Source organism: Pseudomonas sp. RIT288 (assembly GCF_000631985.1).
GTDB lineage: Bacteria > Pseudomonadota > Gammaproteobacteria > Pseudomonadales > Pseudomonadaceae > Aquipseudomonas.
Genome location: NZ_JFYN01000042.1, coordinates 278,285 through 302,585, shown reverse-complemented (window position 1 = coordinate 302,585; position 24,301 = coordinate 278,285). Strand labels below are relative to the sequence as shown.

Annotated in this window: 22 protein-coding genes; 6 read left to right on the top strand and 16 right to left on the bottom strand. The window is 61.9% G+C overall.

The window, feature by feature from the left end; genetic code table 11:
- Positions 1-104 precede the first annotated feature (104 nt).
- From BW33_RS24820 to ycaC, 4 genes are all read left to right on the top strand, one after another.
- The gene (locus BW33_RS24820) at positions 105-521 is read left to right on the top strand and encodes a DoxX family protein (RefSeq protein WP_047601891.1); all 417 of its coding nucleotides are present in this window, start codon (positions 105-107) and stop codon (positions 519-521) included.
- Positions 514-1,140, top strand: coding sequence for an antibiotic biosynthesis monooxygenase (locus BW33_RS24815; protein WP_047601890.1), 627 nt, complete (start codon positions 514-516; stop codon positions 1,138-1,140). Before BW33_RS24820 ends, BW33_RS24815 begins: the two co-directional genes overlap by 8 nt.
- A 30-nt stretch (positions 1,141-1,170) precedes the next feature.
- Complete coding sequence (locus BW33_RS24810) at positions 1,171-3,009, top strand: amidohydrolase (RefSeq protein WP_047601889.1); 1,839 nt, start codon at positions 1,171-1,173, stop codon at positions 3,007-3,009.
- 68 nt (positions 3,010-3,077) lie between these two features.
- A complete protein-coding gene (gene ycaC / locus BW33_RS24805) occupies positions 3,078-3,701 on the top strand; it encodes an isochorismate family cysteine hydrolase YcaC (protein ID WP_047601887.1) in 624 nt (207 codons plus the stop codon).
- Between the two features lie 199 nt (positions 3,702-3,900).
- Here ycaC and BW33_RS24800 read toward each other — a convergent pair whose 3' ends face one another.
- Both BW33_RS24800 and BW33_RS24795 read right to left on the bottom strand, forming a co-directional pair.
- Positions 3,901-5,328 carry a mechanosensitive ion channel domain-containing protein gene (locus BW33_RS24800; protein WP_047601886.1) on the bottom strand — a complete coding sequence of 476 codons (1,428 nt, stop codon included), beginning with the start codon at positions 5,326-5,328 and terminating at the stop codon, positions 3,901-3,903.
- 108 nt (positions 5,329-5,436) lie between these two features.
- Positions 5,437-6,456 carry an alpha/beta hydrolase gene (locus tag BW33_RS24795; protein WP_047601885.1) on the bottom strand — a complete coding sequence of 340 codons (1,020 nt, stop codon included), beginning with the start codon at positions 6,454-6,456 and terminating at the stop codon, positions 5,437-5,439.
- Between the two features lie 156 nt (positions 6,457-6,612).
- Here BW33_RS24795 and BW33_RS24790 point away from each other — a divergent pair, with 156 nt between their 5' ends.
- Entirely contained in the window at positions 6,613-7,500 is an 888-nt protein-coding gene (locus BW33_RS24790) for a LysR family transcriptional regulator (RefSeq protein ID WP_047601883.1), read from the top strand.
- A 199-nt stretch (positions 7,501-7,699) separates the two neighbouring features.
- The gene (locus BW33_RS24785; RefSeq protein ID WP_047601882.1) at positions 7,700-8,506 is read left to right on the top strand and encodes a class I SAM-dependent methyltransferase; all 807 of its coding nucleotides are present in this window, start codon (positions 7,700-7,702) and stop codon (positions 8,504-8,506) included.
- Positions 8,507-8,844: 338 nt separating this feature from the next.
- Here BW33_RS24785 and BW33_RS24780 read toward each other — a convergent pair whose 3' ends face one another.
- From BW33_RS24780 to BW33_RS24715, 14 genes are all read right to left on the bottom strand, one after another.
- Positions 8,845-9,531, bottom strand: coding sequence for a hypothetical protein (locus tag BW33_RS24780; RefSeq protein WP_047601881.1), 687 nt, complete (start codon positions 9,529-9,531; stop codon positions 8,845-8,847).
- Positions 9,528-10,718, bottom strand: coding sequence for a GNAT family N-acetyltransferase (locus BW33_RS24775; protein ID WP_047601880.1), 1,191 nt, complete (start codon positions 10,716-10,718; stop codon positions 9,528-9,530). Before BW33_RS24775 ends, BW33_RS24780 begins: the two co-directional genes overlap by 4 nt.
- Before the next feature lie 4 nt (positions 10,719-10,722).
- Entirely contained in the window at positions 10,723-11,412 is a 690-nt protein-coding gene (locus BW33_RS24770; protein WP_047601879.1) for a GNAT family N-acetyltransferase, read from the bottom strand.
- A gap of 61 nt (positions 11,413-11,473) precedes the next feature.
- Entirely contained in the window at positions 11,474-13,393 is a 1,920-nt protein-coding gene (locus BW33_RS24765) for a hypothetical protein (protein WP_047601878.1), read from the bottom strand.
- Positions 13,390-14,697, bottom strand: coding sequence for a lipopolysaccharide biosynthesis protein (locus tag BW33_RS24760; protein ID WP_047601877.1), 1,308 nt, complete (start codon positions 14,695-14,697; stop codon positions 13,390-13,392). Before BW33_RS24760 ends, BW33_RS24765 begins: the two co-directional genes overlap by 4 nt.
- The gene (locus tag BW33_RS24755; protein WP_047601876.1) at positions 14,694-15,695 is read right to left on the bottom strand and encodes a polysaccharide deacetylase family protein; all 1,002 of its coding nucleotides are present in this window, start codon (positions 15,693-15,695) and stop codon (positions 14,694-14,696) included. The genes BW33_RS24760 and BW33_RS24755 overlap by 4 nt, the downstream gene beginning before the upstream one ends.
- Before the next feature lie 13 nt (positions 15,696-15,708).
- Positions 15,709-16,845, bottom strand: a complete 1,137-nt coding sequence (locus BW33_RS24750; protein ID WP_047601875.1) for a glycosyltransferase — start codon at positions 16,843-16,845, stop codon at positions 15,709-15,711.
- Complete coding sequence (locus BW33_RS24745) at positions 16,838-17,806, bottom strand: glycosyltransferase family 2 protein (RefSeq protein ID WP_047601874.1); 969 nt, start codon at positions 17,804-17,806, stop codon at positions 16,838-16,840. The genes BW33_RS24750 and BW33_RS24745 overlap by 8 nt, the downstream gene beginning before the upstream one ends.
- On the bottom strand, positions 17,803-19,170 hold the full coding sequence (locus BW33_RS24740; protein ID WP_047601873.1) for an O-antigen ligase family protein: 1,368 nt from the start codon (positions 19,168-19,170) through the stop codon (positions 17,803-17,805). The genes BW33_RS24745 and BW33_RS24740 overlap by 4 nt, the downstream gene beginning before the upstream one ends.
- Positions 19,167-20,258 (bottom strand): glycosyltransferase family 4 protein, encoded by a 1,092-nt coding sequence (locus BW33_RS24735; protein ID WP_047601872.1) that lies wholly within the window; start codon positions 20,256-20,258, stop codon positions 19,167-19,169. The genes BW33_RS24740 and BW33_RS24735 overlap by 4 nt, the downstream gene beginning before the upstream one ends.
- Positions 20,255-21,844 (bottom strand): GumC family protein, encoded by a 1,590-nt coding sequence (locus BW33_RS24730; protein ID WP_047601871.1) that lies wholly within the window; start codon positions 21,842-21,844, stop codon positions 20,255-20,257. Before BW33_RS24730 ends, BW33_RS24735 begins: the two co-directional genes overlap by 4 nt.
- A 16-nt stretch (positions 21,845-21,860) precedes the next feature.
- Positions 21,861-22,883 carry a polysaccharide biosynthesis/export family protein gene (locus BW33_RS24725; protein WP_047601870.1) on the bottom strand — a complete coding sequence of 341 codons (1,023 nt, stop codon included), beginning with the start codon at positions 22,881-22,883 and terminating at the stop codon, positions 21,861-21,863.
- Positions 22,884-22,904: 21 nt separating this feature from the next.
- Complete coding sequence (locus BW33_RS24720) at positions 22,905-23,552, bottom strand: CpsD/CapB family tyrosine-protein kinase (RefSeq protein ID WP_047601869.1); 648 nt, start codon at positions 23,550-23,552, stop codon at positions 22,905-22,907.
- Positions 23,552-24,298 carry a sugar transferase gene (locus tag BW33_RS24715; protein WP_047601868.1) on the bottom strand — a complete coding sequence of 249 codons (747 nt, stop codon included), beginning with the start codon at positions 24,296-24,298 and terminating at the stop codon, positions 23,552-23,554. Before BW33_RS24715 ends, BW33_RS24720 begins: the two co-directional genes overlap by 1 nt.
- Positions 24,299-24,301 lie beyond the last annotated feature (3 nt).

Genomic DNA, 24,301 nt, shown 5'->3' with positions numbered 1-24,301 from the left:
ATCAAAAGATCGCAGACTGCGGCAGCGCCTACAGCACATATGTCCAATTTTTCTCCGCCCGCGACGAGCATGATTCACCTCGATGAGAATGAAAGGGTGAGGTCATGAACGCTTCTCAAAAGGATGAACGGGCGCGCGATACCGGTTTGCTGTTTCTGCGGGTCAGCGGCGGATTGTTTCTGCTGTGGGTGCACGGCTTGCCCAAGCTGTTGAACTTCAACGCGCAATTGCAGCAGATCGAAGACCCGTTCCACCTCGGCGCGCACCTCACGCTCTGTCTGGCGATTTTCGCCGAAGTCCTCTGTCCGCTACTGATCGTCGCCGGGGTGCTGGCGCGATTGGCCTGCTTGCCTATTCTTTTTGTTCTGCTGGTGGCGCTGCTGGTCGTGCATCCGCAATGGAGTGTGGCCGAGGGGCAATTCGGCTGGTTGCTGTTGATCCTGTTCGCCACTGTGTTTATCGCCGGGCCGGGACGCCTGGCGCTCAATGTTCGTCTGCCCGGAGTGCTGCGTTATGCCTGAAGCCCTGAGTCCAAAAGCACCGGGGGGCGGTGAAACCGTGACCCTGATCGTCAAGCACCGGGTCAAGGCCGGATTCGAACAGCCTTACGAGGCGTGGTTGCGCAACATCGTCAGGGTCGCCGGGCAGCGCGACGGCCACCTCGGGGTCGACGTGGTGCGCGGCAAACTCAAAGGCCTCGACACGTACACCTGCGTCCTGCGCTTTTGCTCCACCGAGGCCATGCAGCTGTGGCTGGAGTCGCCGCAGCGTCAGGCGCTGGTGGATGAAGCGGCGCCGATGCTCGCCGATGGCGACCAGACCGAAGTCGCGCCGGTCAACGAATTCTGGTTTGCGCCGCTGGCCGATGCCGCGAAGCCGCCGCCGCGCTGGAAGCAAGCGGTGATCACCCTGCTGGTGATTCTGCCGCACACGCTGTTGGTACCGCTGATCTGGGGGCCGCTGCTCAAGCTGCATCCGCTGCTTTCCAACTACGTCGTCGCCACATTCCTGATCACCCTGACCATCGTCCTGTCGGTGGTGTACGTGTTCATGCCCCGCGTGACCCGGTTGTTCGCGCCGTGGCTGGAAGCCGGTCAGGCCCATGCTCACGTCGAGCCCGCGAAACAGCCGTCACGCTGACACCCATTCATCTACTCGAAAGGAACTGCGATGAACGCCGATCTGATTCTGTTCAATGGCCAATTTCATACCGTAGACCGCAGCAAGCCGCTGGCCAGTGCGGTGGCGATCAAGGACGGACGCTTTGTCGTCGTCGGTAACGACGCCCAGGCCATGGCCCTGCGTGGTTCGGCCACGCAAGTGATCGACATGCACGGGCGCTGCGTGATCCCCGGCCTCAACGACTCGCACCTGCACCTGATCCGTGGCGGCCTCAACTACAACCTCGAACTGCGTTGGGAAGGCGTACCGTCGCTGGCCGATGCGCTGCGCATGCTCAAGGAGCAGGCCGACCGCACGCCGACCCCGCAATGGGTGCGCGTGGTCGGTGGCTGGAACGAATTCCAGTTCGCCGAAAAACGCATGCCGACCCTCGAAGAACTCAACCAGGCGGCGCCGGACACCCCGGTGTTCGTCCTGCACCTGTACGACCGCGCGTTGCTCAACCGTGCCGCCCTGCGCGTCGCCGGGTACACCCGCGACACACCGAACCCGCCCGGCGGCGAGATCGTGCGCGATGCCAACGGCAATCCGACCGGGATGCTGGTGGCAAAACCCAACGCGATGATTCTGTACTCGACGCTGGCCAAGGGGCCGAAGCTGCCGCTGGAATATCAGGTCAACTCGACCCGGCAGTTCATGCGCGAACTCAATCGCCTCGGCCTGACCAGCGCGATCGATGCCGGCGGTGGTTTCCAGAACTATCCCGACGATTATCAGGTGATCGAGCAACTGGCCAAGGACGACCAGTTGACCGTGCGCATCGCCTACAACCTGTTCACCCAGAAGCCGAAAGAAGAGCTGACCGACTTCCAGAACTGGACCGGCAGCGTCAAGTTGCACCAGGGCGACGATTACCTGCGGCACAACGGCGCCGGCGAGATGCTGGTGTTCTCTGCGGCCGACTTCGAAGACTTCCTCGAACCGCGTCCGGATCTGCCGCAGACCATGGAGCAGGAACTGGAGCCGGTGGTGCGCCATCTGGTCGAGCAGCGCTGGCCGTTCCGCTTGCACGCCACGTACAACGAATCGATCAGCCGCATGCTCGACGTGTTCGAGAAGGTCAATCGTGACATTCCGTTCAACGGTCTGCCGTGGTTCTTCGACCACGCCGAAACCATCACCCCGCAGAACATCGAGCGGGTGAGGGCGCTGGGCGGCGGCATCGCGATTCAGGATCGCATGGCGTTCCAGGGCGAATACTTCGTTGACCGTTACGGCGCGAAAGCCGCCGAAGCCACGCCGCCGATCAAACGCATGCTCGCCGAAGGCGTACCGGTCGGCGCCGGTACCGATGCCACGCGGGTTTCCAGCTATAACCCGTGGACATCGCTGTACTGGATGGTCAGCGGCCGCACCGTCGGCGGTCTGGCCTTGTACGAAGAAGGTCTGCCACGCACCACCGCGCTGGAACTGTTCACCCACGGCAGCGCCTGGTTCTCGTCGGAACAGGGCAAGAAGGGCCAGATCAAGGTCGGGCAACTGGCGGATCTGGCGGCGCTGAGCGCGGACTTCTTCCACGTCGAGGAAGAAGCGATCAAATGGATCGAGTCGGTGCTGACCGTGGTCGGCGGCAAGATCGTTTACGCCGCCGGCGATTTCGAAGACCTCGGCCCACGCTCGATCCCCGTGCTGCCGGACTGGTCGCCGGTGGTCAAGGTGCCGGGCCACTGGCGCCCGAACTCGCCTCTGCAGGCGCAAGTGCACCAGTGCGTCGGTGCCTGCGCAGTGCACTCGCACAGCCATGAAAAAGCCCGACTGTCGAACGCGCCGGTCAGCGACTTTGCCGGTTTCTGGGGCGCGTTCGGCTGTTCCTGTTTCGCTTTCTGATCGCTACAAAAAAGCGCCGGCCATCCGGTCGGCGCCCCACGCAACAACCATCCACCGAGGAGTTTCCCATGAGCGTTCCCTACAAGCGTCTGAACAAAGATGATGCGGTCGTGCTGCTGGTCGACCACCAGACCGGTCTGATCTCGCTGGTACAGGATTTCACCCCCAACGAGTTCAAGAACAACGTGCTGGCGCTGGGCGACATCGCCAAGTTCTTCAAGCTGCCGACCATCCTCACCACCAGTTTCGATGCCGGCCCGAACGGCCCGATCGTGCCTGAGCTGCGCGAGCAATTCCCGGACGCGCCATTCATTCAACGTCCAGGCCAGATCAACGCCTGGGACAACGAAGACTTCGTCAAGGCGATCAAGGCCACCGGCCGCAAACAACTGATCATCGCCGGTGTGGTGACCGACGTCTGCGTAGCATTCCCGACCCTGTCGGCCATTGCTGAAGGTTTCGAAGTGTTCGTGGTGACCGATTCTTCCGGCACCTTCAACACCACCGTGCAACAAGCGGCGTGGGCGCGGATGTCGGCTGCCGGTGCGCAACTGCTGAACTGGTTCTCGGTGGCGTGCGAGCTGCAAGGCGACTGGCGCAACGACATGGAAGGCCTGGCGCATCTGCTGTCGGAACGCCTGCCGAACTACCGCAACCTGATCAACAGCTACACCAAGTTCACTGCCAAGTAATTGCTTGAACTGAAAGTGCCCGCTTGATTGCGGGCATTTTCATGTGCAGTAAAAAGTGGCGCAATCCACCATCCTCTGTGGCGAGGGAGCTTGCTCCCGCTGGGCTGCGCAGCAGTCCCCGAAATCCTGTGAGCGCTGCGCACTCAAGCGGGAGCAAGCTCCCTCGCCACTAGGTTTGGCTTTCAACTGGTGGATGGGGCTAGCGTTTCTGCAACCAGCCGAGAAAACCACCCTTGCGCACCGCCACCGGTTTGGCCATCAACGCCAGCCGGCTGTTCTGTTGTCGCACCGCCTGCAATTTGTTCAGCGCCTGGCCGACTTCGCTGCGCTGCGCCATGCACTCGCGGGTCAGGGCTTTGTCGAGGCGATAGATGATGCTCGACGTCAGCGCGGTGAACGTCGCTTGCGACGGGGTATCGGCGAGGATGCTCTGTTCGCCCATGACCTCGCTCGGCCCCATGCGTCCGGCCTCGATCTGGCCGTTGCCGTCGGGCACGGTCGCACTGACCACACCCGTGGCAATGACAAACAGACTGTCGGGCACTTCATCCAGATCCAGCACCACCTGACCGGCCGCGTACTGCTGCGCGACCATCGATTCGGCGAGGCGATCACGTTCCTCATGGCTCAGCGAGCGAAAGATTTTCACTTCATCGAGCAACGCGCGGGCGCGGGTCGAGGGCTCGATCACGCCATCGGGATGGCGGGAAATTCCTGCAGCTTCGAGATGACGGTGGGCGAGGTCGAACAGTTGATTGCGCACTTCGCCTTTCTTGCTCAGTTCACTGATGAAACCGCTGGCAAGATACTCCGACATCTCCTCGCCGGCCTCTTTCAACACGGCTTTGGGCGGCGGATTGAGCAGCAGACTGCTGCTGCCCTGGAGGGTGCGGTCGAGGGCGTCGAGCACCCGCCGCGGGCGAATGTGATTTGGCACCTTGATGCTGATCGAGACGCCGTGCAGGTTGGTCGGACGACTCAGATTGACGATCTTCGCCTTGGCCGCCACCGAGTTCGGCACCACGGCCAGCGTGCCGCTGCTGGTCAACAGATGCGTGGCGCGCCAGTCGATGTCGATGACTTTGCCCTCGACACCGTCGATCACCACGAAATCGTCGACCTGATACGGTTTGGTGGTGTTGAGCACGATCCCCGAAAACACGTCGCTCAAGGTGCTTTGCAACGCCAGACCAACGACGATCGCCACTACCCCGGAGGTCGCCAGCAAGCCCTTGACCGGCAGCTCCAGCACATAGCCGGCGGCCGCGACGATCGCCGCCAGAAACACCAGCGCGCCGATCACGTCCTGCAACAGCCGACCGCTGTGCCCGATGCGTCGCATCAGGATCAGGCCGACCACTTCGGTCAGCACCCGCGCGGCGTACAGCCACCAGACAATCCCCAGCGCCGTCGCGCCCAGTTGCATCACCCGGTCATCGGCGAACAGTGGTGCCTGCAACGGGCTGATCTCGGCGTTGATGATCAATGCGCTGAACGCCAGAAACAGCGCCAGGCGAATGCCGACTCTCGGTGCGCGATGCTTGAACGGGGCGAGGTGCCAGAGCAGCGCATCGAGCAGCAGCAGGGCGGCGCTCCAGGACAGCAGGTGGGCATAGAAAAAGGTCATGATCGAGACTCCGCGATGCGGCTGAGAAAAAAGATCGCAGCCTGCGGCAGCTCCTACTTTGGAATGCATTTCCCTGTAGGAGCTGCCGCAGGCTGCGATCTTTTGCTTTTATTGATTCAGATGCGTCTTCAACTCAGCCGCCGCCTGCCGCACGGCCGCTTTCACTTCGGGAATCTGACTCAGCGGATTGAGCAAACCAAAGTCATGAATCATCCCGTTGTAGCGCACCGAGGTCACCGACACACCGGCCGCATCCAGATGCCGCGCGTAGCCTTCACCTTCATCACGCAACACGTCGAATTCGGCGGTCTGTATCAGCGCGGCGGGCAGGCCCTTGAGCTGTTCGCTGCTGGCGTTCAGCGGCGAAGCGTGGATCTGTGCGCGCTCGGCCGGGTTGGTGGTGTAGTTGTCCCAGAACCATTGCATCATGCCCTTGGTGAGGAAGTGTCCCTCGGCAAACTGCTGATACGAGCCGTCGTCGAACTGCGCGTTGGTCACCGGCCACATCAGCAGCTGGAAGCGCAGGGCCGGGGTCTGCTGTTCCTTGGCCATCAGCGCCACGACTGCCGCCATGTTGCCGCCGACGCTGTTGCCAGCCACCGCCAGACGCTTGCCGTCGACCCCGATCTGCTTGCCGTTTTCCGCGACCCATTGGGTCGCCGCATAGGCCTGGTTGATCGCCGTCGGGTACTGCGCTTCGGGCGACGGCGTGTAATCGACGTACACCGCCACTGCACCAGAACCGACCACCAGATCGCGAATCAGGCGTTGATGCGTCGGGTAATCACCCAGTACCCAACCGCCACCGTGGAAGAACATGAACACCGGCAATTGGCCTTTGACCTTGGCCGGACGCACCACTTTGAGGTTGATCGTCTGGCCATCGACCTTGATTGCCTTGTCGCTGACTTCAACCCCGGAGAGGTCGACTTTCACCGATGCTTGCGCACCGGTCAGCACCGCACGGGCATCCTTCGGGCTGAGTTGCTCCAGCGGTTTGCCACCGCCCGCTGCGAGGGCTTCGAGGAAGGCCTGGGTCTGGTGTTCGACACCCGGGCTGCCGGCGGCGAACGCGTTGCCGATGGAGAGGGCGAGGAGGGATGCGGTCAGGGTTTTTTTGATGTTCATGCTCAATTCCATTTTCGATTGTTTGAGTGCCCTGTAGGAGCTGCGGCAGCTCCTACAGGTTTGGGGTTGGTTTCAACACCGTGAGCACAGATTAATGAGCTGTCGAAAAGTGAAAAAGCGGCTATAAAGCGTTTGACTGTCTACCAGAGAGTGACAATGAACCCGTTCGAAGACATGCGTATTTTTTGCCAGGTCATGGACTCCGGCAGTTTCACTGCTGCGGCCGATCAGTTGGGCCTGTCCAAGCAGTTCGTCAGCCGTCGTTTGATGCAACTCGAAGAGCGCCTCGGCGTGCGGCTGTTGAACCGCTCGACCCGACGCCTCGACGTCACGCCACTGGGCCAGAGCTACTACGAGTCGGCGCTGCGTCTGCTCGGCGAAGTCGAGCAGGTCGAGCAGGGCATCGCCGGGCAGACTGCCGAGCCGCGCGGGACCATTCGCGTCAGTGCACCGCTGTCGTTTGCCGTCGCGCATCTGGGGTGTCTGCTGCCGCTGTTTCTGCAGCGCTACCGCGATGTCACCGTGGAGGTGGATTTGAGCGACCGCCCGGTGGACCTGCTCGGTGAGGGTTATGACCTGGCGCTGCGCATTGGTGTGCTGGAAGACTCGACGTTGATTGCGCGGCGCATCGCCGCCATCGAACGGGTGTACTGCGCCAGCCCGGCGTATCTGGCCGAACGTGGCACACCGCTCACCCCCGAAGACCTGCACAGTCACGACTGTTTGCCGTACGGCCACGGTCGTTCGGTGCAGTGGCGCTTCAACGCGGGGCAGGGCAAGCCGCTGCTGGTCAATGTCACCGGGCGCATGCGGGTGAACAACGGCGAGCTGCTGCGCGATGCGGCGGTGCAGGGGATGGGGATTACCTATCTGCCGACGTTCATCGTTGGCGCGGCGCTGAAGGACGGGCGACTGGTGCCAGTGCTCGACGACTACCGCCCCGAACCGCTGACCCTGTCGGCGGTGTATCCGCAACATCGCCAGGCTTCGCGCCCGGTGCAGGCACTGGTCGAATTCCTGCGTGAACGCCTCAACCAGATGTAAGCGCTCCGAACTGTAGGAGCGAGCCTGCTCGCGAAAGCGGTGGTTCAGGCAATGAAGATGTTGGCTGGGCCGACGCCTTCGCGAGCAAGCTCGCTCCCACAGTGGAACGGCGGTGTGGCTTACAAAGTCGCAACAACCGTACTGATCGGGCTGTTCTAGACTCGGGGTCGCTCAATCACGAGCAGTACCGGAGTGCGCCATGGAAGTGCCCAACAATAAAGCCGCCATCGACAGCAATCGACAGGCGTGGAACGATTCTGCTCGTCATCACCGTGAATCGGCGGAATGGCAAGCGCTGTTGAACGAGGTGTCACAGGCTGATTTCACGTGCCTCGACGACACCCTGCGCGGTCTGCTGGAACAGGTCGGCGTGGACGGTAAAGCGCTGATTCAACTCGGTTGCAACAACGGTCGCGAAAGCCTGTCGCTGTTTGCCCTCGGTGCGCGCAGTGTGGTCGGCGTCGATCAATCGGAGGCGTTTCTCGAACAGGCCCGTGAGTTGAACCAGCGCTCGCCGTACAACGCCGAATTCATCGAAAGCGATATCCATCACCTGCCGGCTGCGCTGCACAGCCGCTTCGACGTGGCGCTGATCACCATCGGCGTGCTGAACTGGATGCCCGATATCGGCGAGTTCTTTCGCCACGTGGCGTTGACCCTGAAGCCGGGCGGCATACTGGTGATCTACGAAACCCATCCGTTTCTGGAAATGGTCGACCCCGACGCCGAAGACCCGTACCGCCTCGCCAGTTCCTACTTCCGCGCCGAGCCATTCGTGCAGGAAGAACCGATTGTCTACGTCGGCAAGGTCGAGCAGCAGGCGGCGAAGTCCTACTGGTTCGTGCACACCCTCGGCGCCATTTTCAGCGGCGCCATCGCGGCCGGGTTGAACATCGCGCACTTCAGGGAATATGCGCATTCAAACCGGGAAGAGGTGTATGACCAGTATCTGAATCGCGAGGCGCAGATGCCGTTGTGCTTCACCCTGGTCGCTCGCAAGGCCTGAGAATTTGTTGCTCCATCTGGCCCCATCGCGAGCAGGCTCACTCCTACAGTTGATCGGTGTCGTACACAAATCCACTGTAGGAGCGAGCCTGCTCGCGATGGCGTCGATAAGGTTTCAAGTCTGGCTGAAAGAATCAGATGTTTCAGATATTCACCAATTGCCGCGACATCAACGAGTAATGACGGCATCTCCAGGCTGACAGCGAACGACTTTCCTGCCTCATCGCGAGCAGGCTCACTCCTACAGTTGAATAGTGTCGTATACAAATCCACTGTAGGAGTGAGCCTGCTCGCGATGGCGGCCGAATGATCGCCATCCGTTTTACGATTGAACCACGCCTACGCCGTCGCACTCACCGCCGGCCGTTCCGGTTTGCGCAGCAGTTCCAGGCGTGAGCCGTCATAGCGGGTTTCGCGGAAGAACCGCCAGTGCCCGAACAGGTCGTACACATGCGTGATCCGCCCTTGTTCCTGATAGCCCAGGCGTATATGCATCTTCAGGGCCTGAATATTGGCGCCGTCGCAGATATCCACCACTTTTTTGTAGCCTCGGGCAGCCATGACTTGCCACAGTGCGGTCTGAGCATCGACGGTCAGGCTACTGCCGAAATAGTGCCGGGTAATTTCGGCACCGAACTGGAAGTATTCACCGGGCTTGACCGGGAACGTGCAGCGGTAGAAGTGGCGGTCGTAATAGTCGCGAGTGCTGGCCCAGACGAACCCGACGGTGTCATCGTCCTGATCCAGGTACATGTGCCCCGTATGCCCTTCAGTGGCCAGCTCGGCCATGGTCTGCACGCGGTCACCGAAGTACTTGCTGAAAGCCTTGGCGTTTTCCGCGGTGATGTCGACTCTGCGCAAACCTTCACAGGGGCGCAGTTTGTTTGGGGCAATCGGCGTGACCAGGTCGCGGTCCATCCACAGCAATTCACGGTGAGCGAAGACGTAACGTTTCCACAGCGCGCCCAGGGTGCGGCGCAGGCCTTTTTGTTTGATGCGCAGAAGCAGATTTTCGATGACGCTCATGATGCCCTCCGAGGCGCTAGCCCAGGTGTGGTGGGTGGTGTTGCCGGTTGAATGTCGGATGTGATCGCCGCTGGCGAGTTGCCGGCACGCTGGGCGCGCCATGTTTGCAGGAACGGTTTGACGTGGTGCCAAAGGCGTAGCCCCAGGCCCAGCAGCAAGCCGCTCGGGCGCCACGAGTAGAAACTCCAGCGCCAATGCTCCAGTTGCCCGGTCATGCGTTCGTGCAGTTGATGGCTGGAGTTTTCCAGGCTGACCCGCGACGCATCGATCCAGCGCCAGCGCTCATCCAGCCCCCAGCGAATCCACTCCTCCAGCAACACCCGGCCGCTACCGAGGTCGGCGTACTGCGGCACAAACGCCAGGTTGTAATCGTAGAGCCGGCCCTGTTCGAGCAGACCGAGGCGATAGCTGATGCAGCGGCCGCCCAGTTCGAGCGTCACCACGCGTACCAGGCCTTGGCCGGCAAGCGCGGTGAAGGCGTGTTCGATCCATTGGCGGGTGCGCGGCGTGGCGAAAATCCCCACGCCTTCATCGCCTTTCCAGCTCACCGCTTCGACTTCGCCGAGGGTCTGCAGCAAGGCGCCCATGCTCAGCGCATCCGGGGTGATCCGGCGTATCTGCGCACCGCATGCGGCAATCCGTTTGCGCGCCCGACGCAACTTGTAGCGCGGGTCGCCAGAGACTTCCTGATGATCGGCGTCGCTGATCAGATGCACCGGCACCCGGCAACTCAGGCGTCGTTCTGCCGTGGAACTGCGCGCCATCCATTCGGTGAGCGCACTTTCTTCACCGGCAGGTTCCGACAGTTCGTTGAGTTGCAGCAGCGCATGGGGCAGATGTTCACGGATCAGCAGCAGCGCCTTGTGCATGTCTTCGCTGCCGAGCAACGACAGCAGGGCCAGGCGATCGGCCAGCGGATAACCCAAGTGATGCAAAACGCGAAATGGCACGCCAGCGAAGCGTTCGCGGCTGGCCACCAGTGGCAGGCACAGCAGCAATTGCCCGGTTTCCCAGCCGAGCAGAATCTGCAGACGCTGATCCTCGCCCAGGGCCTGCTCTGCCGCGCACAGCCAGCCAAGGCTGTTGAACGGCGTGTGGTCGGCCACCCGCAGGCGCAGTGCCTCGTAGGCTGTTGCCGGGAAGTCGGCAGCGCACAGGGACGTGCGCCATTCGAATCGCATCACCATGGGTTCAGGCCGCCGTTGCTGGGACAGATGGACGGGAAGTTTTACGCAGGGCTTCCAGGCGCGAGCCGCTGTAGCGGGTTTCGCGGTAGAAGCGCCAGCGGCCGAACAGCGTGTAGATATTCATGATCCGCTGTTGTTCGGTGTAGCCCATGCGCAGGTGCAGCTTGAGCGCCGGGATGTTGCTTGCGTCACAGACATCGACCACTTTGCGGCAGCCTTGGGCGGCCATGGTTTTCCACAGGCGCACTTGCACGTCGACTGACAATTCGCTGCCCCAGTAGGCGCGGGTCATTTCGCCACCGAATTCGAAGAACTCGCCGGGTTTCACCGGGAACCGGCAACCGTAGTAGTGCCGATCGACATAATCACGCGGCGTGCCCCAGATAAACGCCACGGCATCGCCTTGCTCGTCGATATGCATGTGCCCGGTGTGACCTTCACTGGCCAGCTCGGCCATGACGCCGACACGGTCGCCGAAGTGGCGGGTGAAGGCGCTGGCGTTGTCTGCGGTGATCTCCATTACGCGCAGCGGCGGGTAGGGTTTGAGGCTGTGCGGCGGCACGGGGCTGACCAGATCGCGCTCCATCCACAACAGTTCCTGATGGCTGAAAATGTACATTCTGCGGATCTTCGCCAAGGTCGCTCGCAGGCCTTTACGACGGATATGTCCGCTGAGTCTTCGTAGAATATCCATGGTTTCTTCTCCTGATGAAGATGCCATGCGCAGCCTGACGCGCGCAGGGCAGAAGGGCGGTTCATGACGCGCTCCAGTTCAGGGCGAACAGGGTTTGCCCCGGTAAATCGAAACGCACGCGCCCGTTTTCGCAGGCAAACGGTGCGTCGCGGCTGCGATTGTCGGCACCAAAAAAACGCAGGGCGCCGGTGTTTGGCGGGCACCTGGCACCGCTCAGCTCAACGCGTTGCAGGCGCGTGCCTTTGTTCACCCCGAGCAATGCGCGCTGCTCGTCGCCGGCCATCGCCAGGACATCCACCTCAAAAGCGTCGTTATCCAGTTGCAGCACTTGTGGCAGCCAATGCCCGGCGATGAATTGCTGGGCAAGGCCCACGGGTTTCAGCTCGAAGCGACCGTCGTCATGGATGCGCACCATGCCCTTGCCGTAGGGTGGTTCGTCGGCGGCCTGAAACCAGTTGAGCATGCTCAGCAGGCCATCCTGAGAGGCGTTGATCACCACCGAGGCCCACCACAGCGCGGCGTAATGGGTTTCCTGATCGTAGGGGCTCAGGGCTGAGCCACTGGACAGATTGGTCTGATCCAGCAGCAACGCTTTGCGGGGCTGACCTTTGGCGTCCAGACCCACCAGATCGGCGGCGCGGCGCACGCTGTCGCGGTAGACCCGGGTTGCGAGCAGGTCGCGGATCATCCATTCGTGCCAGGCCAATGCGTCGACCTGATCGGCGGACTCGCCGAGCAGTCGCCGGGCCCAGTCAATGCCGCGCTTGTCTGCTGCGTTTTCGGTGAACGGCCCGTTGACCAGCCGTGAGCTGGCCGGCATTGCGATGCGCACGCCTGCCTTGGCGTTGGCTGGATCGCTGCGCACCTGCCGCGCCATGCTGCTGAAGATCGCCCGGTATTGTTCGTAGCTTGAATAGTTGAGATTGGGCTCGTCGGCGAAACCGATGTAATGCGTGCCTTTGCCACCCAGGGCGCGGGTGCCGGCGAGCCAGGCGTCGAGGCCGCTGTTGCTCTGCACATCGGCGCGCAGATCGGCCTGACGCCCGGTGCCGGCGAGCAGGGTGATGTCCTGGCGAATGCCGAAGCGATTTTGATAAAGCTCACGGAACGCGTCTTCGAAATGCGGATTCTTCGAGGTGACGTCAACGAAACTGTAGTAACTGGCTGCCCCCGGCTTCAGCGCATCCAGCAAGGGATGACTGGCGGGTGGCGGCACGAGATACGGCAGAGCAATGCCCAGATCCGGCGTGCGGCCGAGAACTTTGTCGTGCAGGGTCAAATGCGTTTGCCCCGAATCTTCGCGCACGGGCTGCAACTGCTGCGGATTTTGCGCAAACAGATTGGCCGTGCCGTCGAGCCAGAATGCCGCTTTGCCAGTGCCGCGCAGACGCAGGCGCCAGACTTGTTCCTGCTGGCTGACCGGCAGGGCGACCTGATCGAATTGCCAATAGGCACGATAGGGTTTCAGTGCCAGCGTCAGCGTTTGCTGATCGCCGACCCGCTGTGCCTGCAAACCGCTGACGCCGCCATGAAACTTGCCGGCCAGCACCGCGCGCTCGCCGGCGGCTACCTTGAAATACAGTTCGTCGCCGTTACGCGCTTCGGCGCTGAAATGCACTTTGGCCGGGGCGAACAGCGCCACGGTTTTTTCGTCATGTTCAATCCGATAACTGCGAAAGCTATAGCCGGGAATTTCCAGTCGACTGCTGGCAGCCCCGGGCCGCAAAGTCCAGCGCTGCGAACCGCGAGTTTCGCTGGCTTTGATCAGCCGTTCGCCCTGCAGCTTGCCCTGACCATCGAGCAGATAAATATGCTCTTCATTGGCCTCGGCCTGCCATGCCGGCACCCATTGCACTGTCACGGTGTCCGGGCGATCCGCTTGCAGGTACAGACTGCCGTCACGGATATCGCCCCAGTGCATCGGCGCCGCGAAACCGTTCAGCGTCAGGCCGAGTCCGAACAGCAGGGCCAGGCGTTTCATGCTGTCTTCCGACGTTGCAACATCAACCACATCGGGCTGATGTCGCTGGGCAGGATGATCAAGGTTTGCCAGAACGGCACGTTGCTCAAGCGGCAATAAAGCACCAGCATCGCCACCGTCACCGCCAGATAGGCGATTGATGAAGCCGCCGCTGCACCGACAATGCCGAAGGCCGGAATCAACAGCAGATTCAGCGCCAGGTTGAGCACAGCGCCGATGCCCATCAGCAACGACACCGTGCCGGGGCGATCCTTGCCGATCAGATCCAGGCGCAGAATGCTCGCATAGCACAGGCCCAGCAGACCGGGCAGCAACGCGAGCAGCGCCGGATACGCCGGTTGATACGCCGCGCCGAACAGCGTGACGATCAACCATTCGCCGATCACTGCCATGGCCAGGCAGGCGCCGAGCATCACCGTCGCGGTCAGGCGCAGGGCCAGCGGCGTGACCTTGTCCATGCCTTTGTCCTGTTGCAGCAGTCGCTTCATCAGCGGCGTGGTGACCGCTTCCGGAACGATCAGCAACAGTTCGGCGGCGGCGCTGGCCATGGCGTAGTGGCCGAGCGCGGTACTGCCCAGCAGGGCGCCGATAAACAAGTAGTCGGAGCGCAGAATGATCTGTTGAAACAGCAGGTCCGGATGGCTGCGCGCACTGAAGCGCAGCAGCTCGTTCTGACTCGCACGGTCCCATTGCAGTTGCAGCGGCTGTGCGCGTTTGAGCCACATCCAGCCCACCAGCACCACCAGGCTGATGCCGGCCAGCCAACTGATCAGCGCGGCTTCGAGTGCTGCCTGTTTCCACATCCAGAACAGCGCAAGAAACAGCAGCAGCGGCGCCAGGGATTCGATCAGACGCAGCACATTGAAAGCGACCACGCCGCCCGACGCGTTGTGCAAGGTCAGCAGCCCGCTCTTGAGCACAGTCAGCGGCACCGCCAGCAGCAACAGCCACGCGAGCAGACCGAGCTGCATCGTGACATCGAGTTCGCTGCCAAATTCTCGCGCCAGCGCGACCACCAGCAAGGTCAGCAGCCCGGCCAGGAAACAGCCGAACACCAATACCTGAGCGAGCAACAAGCCCATCGGCCGCTGATTGGCCGCTTGATAACCGACTGCCGAATTCAGGCCGCCGCTGGTCGCCGCGCTGATCAGATCCGGCAGGGTGCTGAGCAGGGCGAACAAACCCCGTTCACTCGGGCCGAGAATCCGCGCCAGCAACACGTTGCGCAGCAGGCGCAAGGCGATCATCGCCAGTTTGGTGCCCATGCTCAGGGCCAGATGCTTGAGGTAGCTGCCGCGACTCATGGCCGTGCTCCACGAAAGATCCGCAATGACAGCAGTTCAGGATTGCGTGCGGTACGTTGGCTGACGCCGAAGCGCGGCAGGTTCAAGGGGTCGCCGACGCCGCGATAAAGGCCACTGGTCGTGCCAAGGGCAAACGGATAATCGTGATTGGCAACCTGCTCGCGCACGTGCTCATCGTTGTCTCCGTTGGGGTAGCAATACACCGGCAGTGGCCGATTGCAGCCGTTGTGCAAGGCATCGCGGCTGCGGCTGATTTCTTCGCGCAGACGCACTGCATCGAGTTCGGTGAGGATCGCGTGGCTGGCACCATGTGGGCCGAAACGCACCAGCCCGGACGCTTCCATGGCGCGCACCTGATGCCAGTCCAGGGCTTGCGGCAAGGATTCCGGCGGACATTCATCGGTCAGCCGTTCAAGTGCCTGCGGTTCGAGACGCTTCAAGCCTTGCAGGTAATGCAGCAGCGCCAGGCTGCGCCGGTCGACATCGATATCGTCGAGCAGCACCGGCAGTGGGTGACCGGTGATCCGCAGGTACTCGATCAGATGCATGCGTGCCTTTTCGCCATGGCTGCCCCATAGCGTTTCGCCCACGCTTTCCCACCAGAAGCGTTGCCGGCTGCCAATGAAGTCCGTGGAGAGAAAAATGCTCGCCGGCACCTGATGTTTCTGCAACAGCGGATAGGCGTTGACCGCGTTGTCACGCCAGCCGTCATCGAACGTCAGCGCCACGCGAGGGCGCTCGGTGCGCAGGGCGCTGGGCTGCAGCAACTCCATCAGCGGCACACAATCGAAATGCTTGCGCAGCCACACCAGCAGGTGTTCGAACGCTTGCGGGCCGACGCACAGTTCATTGCGGTGCGGCAGGCTGGCCGCGCGGTCGTTGGCCAGCACCCGGTGGAGCATCAGAATGACCCCGGCCCCGTGCAACTGGTTGCGCCCCACTGGCGAGTTGAGATAGAGCCAGCCGCTGGTGCGTTTTATCAGTTGTTTGATCGCCATGGCTTGAGTCCTCTCAACGATTCTGGTCAGGATTCCACTGTGCGTAACGTTGCCCGCGCAAGAACTGCCAGAGGCCGACGCTCATGCCTGCCAGCGTCACCAGCAGAAACGCCGCGAGGCGGAACGGTTTGGGCAAACGGTGTTGCGAATCCAGCAGGCCGGCGATGGCCAGCACGTAGCCGATCAGTTGCGCGATCAGACTCAGGCGATAGAAACCGTGTTCGTTCCACAGCCAGAAATTGCTCAACAGCAACGGCAGCAAGAGCACCGGTGCCAGTCGACGGATCAGCTTGTGGCTGATCAAGGCGATCGAATACAGGCCGTGCTTGAATGGATTGAGCAGTTCGCTGCGTTGCGCCAGGCTCTGCAGGCCGCCAACGGTGACCCGCTGGCGGCGCCGCCATTGCTTGTCCGCTTCGTCGACGCCTTGGTCGATCACCTGCGCCTGGGGGACGTAAACGATGCGTTTGTGTGCGACCGGCGCGCAGGTACTGATGAAGAAGTCGTCGTTGACCTCGGCCGGCACGTTCTGGAACAGCTCGCGGCGCAAGGCGAGCAGGGCGCCGTCGGCGGACACCATACAGCCGGTGCGATTCTCGACCCGGCGCAACCAGCCTTCATAATGCCGATAGAGGCTGTCGCCGATGCTCAGGCCGCCACCGGTGACCGGGATCACCATGTGCCCGGCGCAGGCACCGACCTGCGGATCGCTCAACGGCGCGAGCAAGTGGCCGAGGGTGTCGCGCGACCATTGGTTGTCGGCGTCGGTGAACACCAGAATGTCGCCGCTGCTCACGGCGACGCCGGCATTCAGTGTGGCGGCCTTGCCCTGACGCGGCAGGTCGAGGACGGTGATGCGCGGATCAAGCACTTTATGCGCGCAGGCCACGGTGTCATCGTTCGAGCCGTCGCTGGCGAGAATGATCTGCAGCGTCGCCGGTTGATAATCCTGAGCCAGCAGCGTGCGCAACTTGTGCTCGATGTGGCGCGCCTCGTTGTGCGCGGCGATGACGATGCTGACGTTCAGCGGCGGTGCCGGTGCGTGCCGCCAGGCCGGGAACAGCGGCGCCAGCAAGGTCAGCAGCAGCGGATAGCCGATGTAGGCGTACGCCGGCAGCACAAGGCACAGGCAAAAAATGAATTCAGCCACGGGCGGGCCTCCTGGCGTTCCAATGACACAGACCGAGAAGCAACGCCGCGCTGGCCAGGTGCAGGCGCACCCAGTGCAGGCCCCAGAGTTGCAAGGTCAGGTTGACGTTATGGTGGCGAATACTTTGCCGTACGCTGAGCAACAGACTCGGCAGCAGGCCCAGCAACAGCAGCAGCAACGCTTGCTGCGCATAGCCCGCAAGCACTGCAAACACCGCCAGCGCATCGAGCACCCACACCAGCAATGACAGCAACGGAAAACGCAGCAGACGCAGGCTCATGCCGTGGGCGCGCAGTAATTGCAGGTGGCTGCCCTGGCGCCACAGTTCCTTGCCGATCCATTCGCGCCAGGTCATTTCGTAGCCCCAATGCAGGGCTACGCTGGAGTTGACCGACAGCAAGCGCGCGCCGTGTCCGGTCAGACGCAGGGTGTACTCCTTGTCCTCACCGGTGCGCAGGGTTTCGTTGAAACCGCCGACACTGTCGAACCACTGCTTGCGCATCAGCAGATTCGCACTGGGCAGCCATTGCACGGCGCGAGTGGCGCGGTTCGACGGACGCAAAGAGCGGCGCTGCCACGCGTCGGCATACCATGGCGCGGCGGCAGGGGTGTGCAGGTCCAGGCCGAAGACGTCGCCCTGACCGCTCGCAGCCAGGGCAAACAACGGGTTCAGCCAGTCTTCGGGCATTTCGATATCGGCATCAATGAACGCCAGCCATTCACCGCTGGCAACCGTTGCGCCACGATTGCGCAAGGCGCCGATCAGCAGCCCGGGCAGCACCAGAACCTGTGCGCCGAATGTGCGGGCGATCCGTGGGCCGTCATCCGTGGAGCCGTTGTCGACGACAATCAGTTCACAGTCGATGTCGGCGACGTTCGCGGCTTTGCGAGCGGCCAGGAGGGTGCGGCCGATATGCCGTGCCTCGTTGTACATCGGAATGACGATGCTGATCCGGCTCATGCCCTGGCCTCCGTCAGCGGTGCCTGCTCGGCTTTCAGGCGCAGCACCCAGGTCAGCGCAAGCATGATCCACAGGTACTTCAGGTTCGGCGCGCTGAGAAACATCAGAAACAACGTCAGTGACAGAAAACTCATTCCAAGATGAGTCACCACGTCCGCGTGCTGCCACTCGCGCCGTTGCAGCCACGCGCGTCGTGCGCGGATCAGGTTGTAGAAACCCTGCACGAGCATGCCGACAAACAACAGGCCGGCAGGAATGCCCAGTTCGCTGAAAATCTCCAGATACGTGTTATGCGCCCGGCGATACAGATCGCCGATCTTGCGGTTGGCCGAGAACGCCTTGGCATACCCGGTGGTCGCGTAGTGCAACGGGAAGGTCCCGGGGCCGGAACCGAGCAGCGGATGCTCGCGGATGATCTGGCTGCCGACGACAATGTAGGAGGCGCGACGGCCAAGGGATTCATCCTGTGCCTTGGCCCCGGCGCTCAAGATGCTCAGCGACTGGATGCGCGCCAGATAACCGGCAGGCATCGCATAAATCGCCAATGGCAGCACGATGGCGGCACCGAGCATGGCGAATCCGAAATGCCGGGGACGGATGCGATTGAGGTGCTGGCGGTAATGCCAGACCCCGATCGCCAGACTCAAGGCCAGTACCACCAGGCCTGAGCGTGACTCGGTTTTGGTCATGCCGCCGAGCAGCAAAAGGCAGCAGCCCGCCCAGAACAGACGGTGCAGCAGGTTCGGGCTGCGAATCACCAGCAGCAGGCCCAACGGCACGGCGAAGGCGATCAGCAGAGCAAAGGCATTCGGGTCTTCGAGCAGGCCGGCGGCGCGGCCCTTGTCCTGGAATCGGCTGGAAAACATCGCCATCGCGCAGGTCGTGCTGACGCTGAGCGTGACCAGTCGGGCGAACAGATCGAGGTTCAGCTCGCGGCCGATCAACAAGGTGATCACGAACAGAATCAGACCCACGCTCAGTTCACGCAGATGACTCTGTGACATGCCCAAATTGTCGGAGGCGAGCAGGCTCAGAAAGTACAGCGCCATGAAACCGATCAGGTAGCGCCACAGATTGCTGCGCAGGCGCTGCGATGGAATCTGATGCAATGCCAGTTGCAACATCAGAATCAGTGCCAGCGAAGCACCGAGCAATTTGCTCCCGGAAACCAGGCTGTCCTTGAAGAACCCTTCAAACGGCACCAGCGCCGCAATGCCAAGCAGGCCCCAGGACGGTTTGCGGTACAGCACCGTGAAACCCAGCAGCCCCAGCACCGCCCCCGGCGCCAGATACGGATAAGGACTGACCAGCAAAGCCATGCAGACCAGTGCCAGCAGGCTGACGATCGAGAGCGGGAAAATCATGCGCGTGCCTCCCGTGCCGTGTGGATGTACAGCTGCGACCAGCGTTCAGCCAAAGCCTTGAGGTCGTAGCGTTCCTGTTGTGTGCGTCTGGCGTTGTCGCGCAGTTGCGCGGCGAGCTTCGGTTCGGCCAGCAACGTGTCGAGTTGACGGGCGAGGGCGACGGTATCGGTCGGTGCGGCGAGCAGGCCGTTGTGGCGGTCCTGCAACACATCGGGAATGCCACCGACCGCGAACGCCACCACCGGCACACCGGCCTGCATCGCTTCGAGCAGAATCATCGGTGTACCCTCGGTGCGCGAGCTGATCACCAGCGCATCGAGTTGCTGCCACCAGCCTTGCATCGCCGTCTGATAGCCCGGCAGGCGAATCCGCTGTTGTAAACCGGCCGCGTCGATGCGCGCCTGCAAACCCTCACGTTCCGGGCCGTCACCGAGCATCACGGCGTCCAGTTGCGGATGCTGGTGACACAAGGCAATCAGCGCATCGAGAAACAGATCCGGGCCTTTCTCGCTGCTCAACCGACCGACGTAACCGGCCAGCCAGCGTTGTCGTTCCAGCGCCGGTGGCATCGCGGGTGCCGCTGGCAAACCGTTGGGAATCACCTGCAACTTCTCCGCCTGCACGCTGGCGTCAAGGTGCAGCGAGGCGATGCTTTGTGCCACGCAGACCACCTGCTTCACCGACGCCGTGCGGCACAGTTGCAGGCTCAGCCAGGTGTAGAATTTCTGCTTGCGACTGCGCGGCGTGAAGCCGTGCTGAGTGATCACCAGTGGCAGGCGCAACAGCGTTGCGCCAACCCAGCCGAACAGCAGCCCTTTGAAGTTGTGCGTGTTGAGCAACGGTTGATCGCCTCGGCGCTGACGCAAGTGCCGCAGCAGTCCGCCGAGCCCGGCACAGCCGCGAGCGTCCAACCCGGCCTGGCGAAAGCGCTCGATCAGCTCCGGTGGCGCGTCGAGGAACAGCACCTGATGCTGCCCCGGTGTCGCCAGGCAATGATCCAGCAACATCCGCTCGGCTCCGTAGAAGCCGCCGCTGCTGAGCAAATGAATGATCGGCAGCGCGACGCACGGGGTGGACGCCGCGTTCAATTGCGCACCCAGTGAACCAGGCTCGGCATGGTCCAGTTCTTGTGCGGATTGCCGGGCTGCGAGGTTTCTTCGTTGAGCACCATCAGCACCGGCAGGCCGAGTTCATGGCTGATCTGCGCTGGATGCTTGAAGCGGTGATCGAAGAACTCACGCACATAGACAAAGGCAATGGCCAGCAACAGACCGGTGAGCAGACCGAACGGAATGATCAGCATCGGTTTCGGAAAAGCCGCCTCGGTCGGTTCATACGGCGGGCTCAAGACCCGGGCATTGGACAAGTCGTTATCCAGCGCGCGTGTCGTGCTGCTTTCGGCAAAGCGTTGCGCATAGGTTGAAAACGCTGCGTGCAACGCGCCGATCTCGGTGTCCATCTGGCGCAGCTTGCTTTGGGTCTGCTGCAATTGATGGATCCGATTCTTGAACTCGGCGATGCGCGCGGTTTTCTGCTCGATGACCTGGCTGACCACCGACAGGTCGATCGTGCGTTCCTGGATGCGGTTGTTGACCACTTTGAGGAACTGCTGGCGGGTGCGGGCAATTTGCTCGCGGGCCAGCAACATCGGTTCGCTACCGGGCTGAAAGACCGCAAGGTCATTCATGTAGCGGCTGACCTGAGTGGTCAGCGCCTCGCCCATCTGCCGGATCTCGCGATCCTCGAACGCGATGTTGTCCACCGTCGTCGTGAAGGTGAACGGAAAGGTGTAGTCATTGAGTTTGTTGGTGTTGGCGGCGGCCAGGCTGGATTTCAGGTAATCGAGCCAGCGCTGGCTTTGCAGCAGGCGATCGCGATACAGGTTGAGTGCCTGCTCTTCGGTGTTGATCGCGTTGAGGCGAAAGGTGATTTCCTCTTTCGGATCGGACGAGCCGACGCTTTCCAGCAGGCTCAGCCGCGCGCCTTCCAGGCCATCGAGCCGGACCTGATACTGATGCTTCTTGGTCTCGTAGAACGAGTGCGGCAGTTCGATCGACTGTAACGCCTGACGATCGACCAGATAGTTTCGCAGCAGCGTGGACACGAACACCGTGCCCTGGGCCGGATCAGCGAAGCTGTAGACGATCGAGATGACATTGGAGCCCGGCAGGGTTTCAATTTTCAGGTTGTCGATGGCGTCCTGGGTCAATCCATCCAGTACCGTGTCGCGCACCGGATCGGTTTCCATGCCCAATGCGTCACGCAGTGGATTGATCACATATTCGCGCAGCGGCGTGCTGACGTAGCGCTTGAACGGTTCGGCCAGCTTGCTGAGCATCCCCGGCGTCGGGTTGTATTGACCCTGGTCGCGCAGTTCGCTGATGGTCTGACGAATCAGCGCCGGCGAACGGAGGATATTGCTTTCGGTCTCCATGTCCGCCAGCGATGGCGGAATGAAGGTGGCGTTGTCCTGGGTGAGCGAGGTGGTCGCATCGCCCTGAGACAGTTTTTTCGACTGCACGATCACCTGCGCGGTGATATCGAAGCTCTGTTTGAGCAACAGCGGCAGCAACAACGCGATCACTGCAAAGATCAGGAAGATGCGCTTCACCAGTTGCTTGTTGGCGAAGAAGATCCTGAAGAACTCGTGCAGGTAATTTTCTTTTGGGTTCATGTCGTTCACCTGAGAGTCAGTTGTCACTGCCTTTGTTGTCGACGCGGTAGCCGAAGCTGAAACCCACGCCCTGGAACAGCACCACGTCGGCCAGTTGGCGGGCGAGTTCGCCGGCGCTGGCCAGTTTGGTTTTTGGCACGTAGAGCATGTCGTCGGGTTGCAGGTAGGCGATCTGTGACGCGTCGCCCGACAGGGCTTTCTCCACGTCGTAGTTCATGGCCTGCACCTGATTGCCGTTGCGCCGCATGATCACCACCGAATCGAGCCTCGCCTTGACATTGGTACCGCGCGCCAGGGTCAGCGCTTCAAGCACCGACACGGGACGGCGGATCGGGTAGGAGCCCGGTTGGCCGACTTCGCCGAGCACGTAGATCTCGTTGCCAGCGGTGGACTTGAGCATCACATCGACGCTCATCCGCCCCGGCAATTGCGCGTACCTCTGGTTAAGGAAGGTTTCCAATTGGTTGATGGTCATGCCTTGCAACGGCACAGCGCCGATTTCCGGAAAACTTGCATAACCGTCGTTGCCCACGGTGATCTCGCGGCTCATGCCGGTGGCCGGGTGGTTCAGCGCACTTTTGAGGTTCTGCTCGTTGCTCAGCGGGCTGAGAATCTGCACCGAGAGCTGATTGCGGTTGGGCTGGAACAGCTGCTTGCGTTGATAGGCCCGCTGGATTTCCTGACGGGCCTCGTCGCTGGTCAAACCGGCGATTTTCACCGAGGTGTTGGCGCCCGGCAGTTCGATGGTGCCGTCGGGCAGCACCAGTTGCGTGCCGTTGAGCTGACTGGCGGCGGTGAAGTTCAGGCCGATCTGGTCACCCGACTGCACGCGGTAAGCGTCCGAGCCGCTGGTGCTGATGTGGAAAATCACATCCAGCACGTCTTTCGGGCGCAGGGTCTGTTCGACCCTCGGCATGTCGGTGGCCTGGGCATTGGCCGGTGCGGCGGTGAGGATATTCACCGGCATGTTGCGGGTCTCGGAATTGCTGGAGCAGCCCGCAAGCGGCAGCATCAGCAGAACAAGTATCTTGGCGTTCATGGCGTCATCCTTTGCGTTCGCTTACAGGTTTTTGTAGAGCCACTTGGGCATGTAGTACTTGCGCCGGTTGAACACACTGCCGACCACTTTTGCTCCGGCCTGAGTCAGGCGTTGCACGGCGGCCTGGGCGACTTCCCAGCGGGTGTCCTCGGCGCGCACCACGAACACCACACCATCGACCTGAGTGGCGAGCACCAGCGTGTCGGCGGCGGAATACACCGCGTCGCCGTCGATCACCACGAAGCGGTACTGCGTGCCCAGGCGGTCGAGCAACGGGCTCAGGCGCTCGGCGGTCAGGTGCTCCAGGGTGCGGATCGGCCGGCCGTTGGGCAGCACGTGGAAGGGCAGGCTCGACACCTGCACCACGCAGTCCTGCAACAGCGGCGGGTTGTCCGGGTTGAACAGCAGGTCGCGCAGGCCGCGCTCCTTGCCCAGGTTCAATTGCTGCGTGAGGTTGCCTGCCGAATGGCTGGCATCGACCACCAGCACCTGGCCGCTGCTCATCTGCGCCAGTTGGCTGGCCAGCGCCAGGGCACTGGTGGTGGTGCCCGCGCCGGGGTTGGCGGCGGTTAGAAAGAGGATCCGCAGATCCAGATCCAGCACGGTCGAAATCAGGTTCGATTCGCTGGGGTTGGCAATGCTCAGGCTTTTGCTGGTTGAACCGTCCATTAGCTTGCTCCGTGGCCGCTGAATACTTTGAAGGGGGTTTTCAACAAGATCTTCAGATCAAGCAAAAGGCTTTGCTCGGCGATGTAGCTGAGGTCCAACTCAACGCGCTGGTCGAAGTCGATGTTGCTGCGCCCGGAGATCTGCCAGAGGCCGGTCATGCCGGGGTAGATGCTCAAGCGAGCGAGATGATTGTCCTTGTAGCGGTAGGCGTTGAACGAGGTCGGCCGCGGGCCGACCAGGCGCATGTCACCGCTGACCACGTTGAACAGGTTGGGCAGTTCATCGAGGCTGGTGCGCCGCAGGAAACCGCCGATGCCGGTGATGCGTGGATCCTTGTCGATCTTGAAATCAATGGCGTCGACCCCGTGCTTGTTGAGGTGGCGCAGCGATTCCTTCAGTTCTTCGGCGTTGCAGACCATGGTGCGGAACTTGTACATGCCGAAGGTGCGGCCGCGATAACCGGTGCGTTTCTGCACGAACATCACCGGTCCCGGGCTGGTGAGTTTGATGGCCAGTGCCAGGCCCAGCAGCAGCGGCGAAAACACCACCAGAATCAGCAATGCACCGATGCAGGCCAGCACCCGGTTGGTGCGTGACAGCGTCCATGGGCGGCCACCGTCGCGGCCGGTCAACCAGCCCCGGCCCTGCCTGTGGATGGCGCTATCGAGGCGCATTCGGTGCTCGGGATCCATGCGCTTGTCGCGGCGCATCTGATGGATCGATACACCTTGTTCATGTCCAGTCATGGG

Excerpts from the sequence above, each read along its gene's own strand:
- BW33_RS24820 (WP_047601891.1), top strand. The coding sequence starts at position 105 with ATGAACGCTTCTCAAAAGGATGAACGGGCGCGCGATACCGGTTTGCTG.
- BW33_RS24815 (WP_047601890.1), top strand. The coding sequence starts at position 514 with ATGCCTGAAGCCCTGAGTCCAAAAGCACCGGGGGGCGGTGAAACCGTG.
- BW33_RS24810 (WP_047601889.1), top strand. The coding sequence starts at position 1,171 with ATGAACGCCGATCTGATTCTGTTCAATGGCCAATTTCATACCGTAGAC.
- ycaC (WP_047601887.1), top strand. The coding sequence starts at position 3,078 with ATGAGCGTTCCCTACAAGCGTCTGAACAAAGATGATGCGGTCGTGCTG.
- BW33_RS24800 (WP_047601886.1), bottom strand. The coding sequence starts at position 5,328 with ATGACCTTTTTCTATGCCCACCTGCTGTCCTGGAGCGCCGCCCTGCTG.
- BW33_RS24795 (WP_047601885.1), bottom strand. The coding sequence starts at position 6,456 with ATGAACATCAAAAAAACCCTGACCGCATCCCTCCTCGCCCTCTCCATC.
- BW33_RS24790 (WP_047601883.1), top strand. The coding sequence starts at position 6,613 with ATGAACCCGTTCGAAGACATGCGTATTTTTTGCCAGGTCATGGACTCC.
- BW33_RS24785 (WP_047601882.1), top strand. The coding sequence starts at position 7,700 with ATGGAAGTGCCCAACAATAAAGCCGCCATCGACAGCAATCGACAGGCG.
- BW33_RS24780 (WP_047601881.1), bottom strand. The coding sequence starts at position 9,531 with ATGAGCGTCATCGAAAATCTGCTTCTGCGCATCAAACAAAAAGGCCTG.
- BW33_RS24775 (WP_047601880.1), bottom strand. The coding sequence starts at position 10,718 with ATGGTGATGCGATTCGAATGGCGCACGTCCCTGTGCGCTGCCGACTTC.
- BW33_RS24770 (WP_047601879.1), bottom strand. The coding sequence starts at position 11,412 with ATGGATATTCTACGAAGACTCAGCGGACATATCCGTCGTAAAGGCCTG.
- BW33_RS24765 (WP_047601878.1), bottom strand. The coding sequence starts at position 13,393 with ATGAAACGCCTGGCCCTGCTGTTCGGACTCGGCCTGACGCTGAACGGT.
- BW33_RS24760 (WP_047601877.1), bottom strand. The coding sequence starts at position 14,697 with ATGAGTCGCGGCAGCTACCTCAAGCATCTGGCCCTGAGCATGGGCACC.
- BW33_RS24755 (WP_047601876.1), bottom strand. The coding sequence starts at position 15,695 with ATGGCGATCAAACAACTGATAAAACGCACCAGCGGCTGGCTCTATCTC.
- BW33_RS24745 (WP_047601874.1), bottom strand. The coding sequence starts at position 17,806 with ATGAGCCGGATCAGCATCGTCATTCCGATGTACAACGAGGCACGGCAT.
- BW33_RS24740 (WP_047601873.1), bottom strand. The coding sequence starts at position 19,170 with ATGATTTTCCCGCTCTCGATCGTCAGCCTGCTGGCACTGGTCTGCATG.
- BW33_RS24730 (WP_047601871.1), bottom strand. The coding sequence starts at position 21,844 with ATGAACCCAAAAGAAAATTACCTGCACGAGTTCTTCAGGATCTTCTTC.
- BW33_RS24725 (WP_047601870.1), bottom strand. The coding sequence starts at position 22,883 with ATGAACGCCAAGATACTTGTTCTGCTGATGCTGCCGCTTGCGGGCTGC.
- BW33_RS24720 (WP_047601869.1), bottom strand. The coding sequence starts at position 23,552 with ATGGACGGTTCAACCAGCAAAAGCCTGAGCATTGCCAACCCCAGCGAA.
- BW33_RS24715 (WP_047601868.1), bottom strand. The coding sequence starts at position 24,298 with ATGACTGGACATGAACAAGGTGTATCGATCCATCAGATGCGCCGCGAC.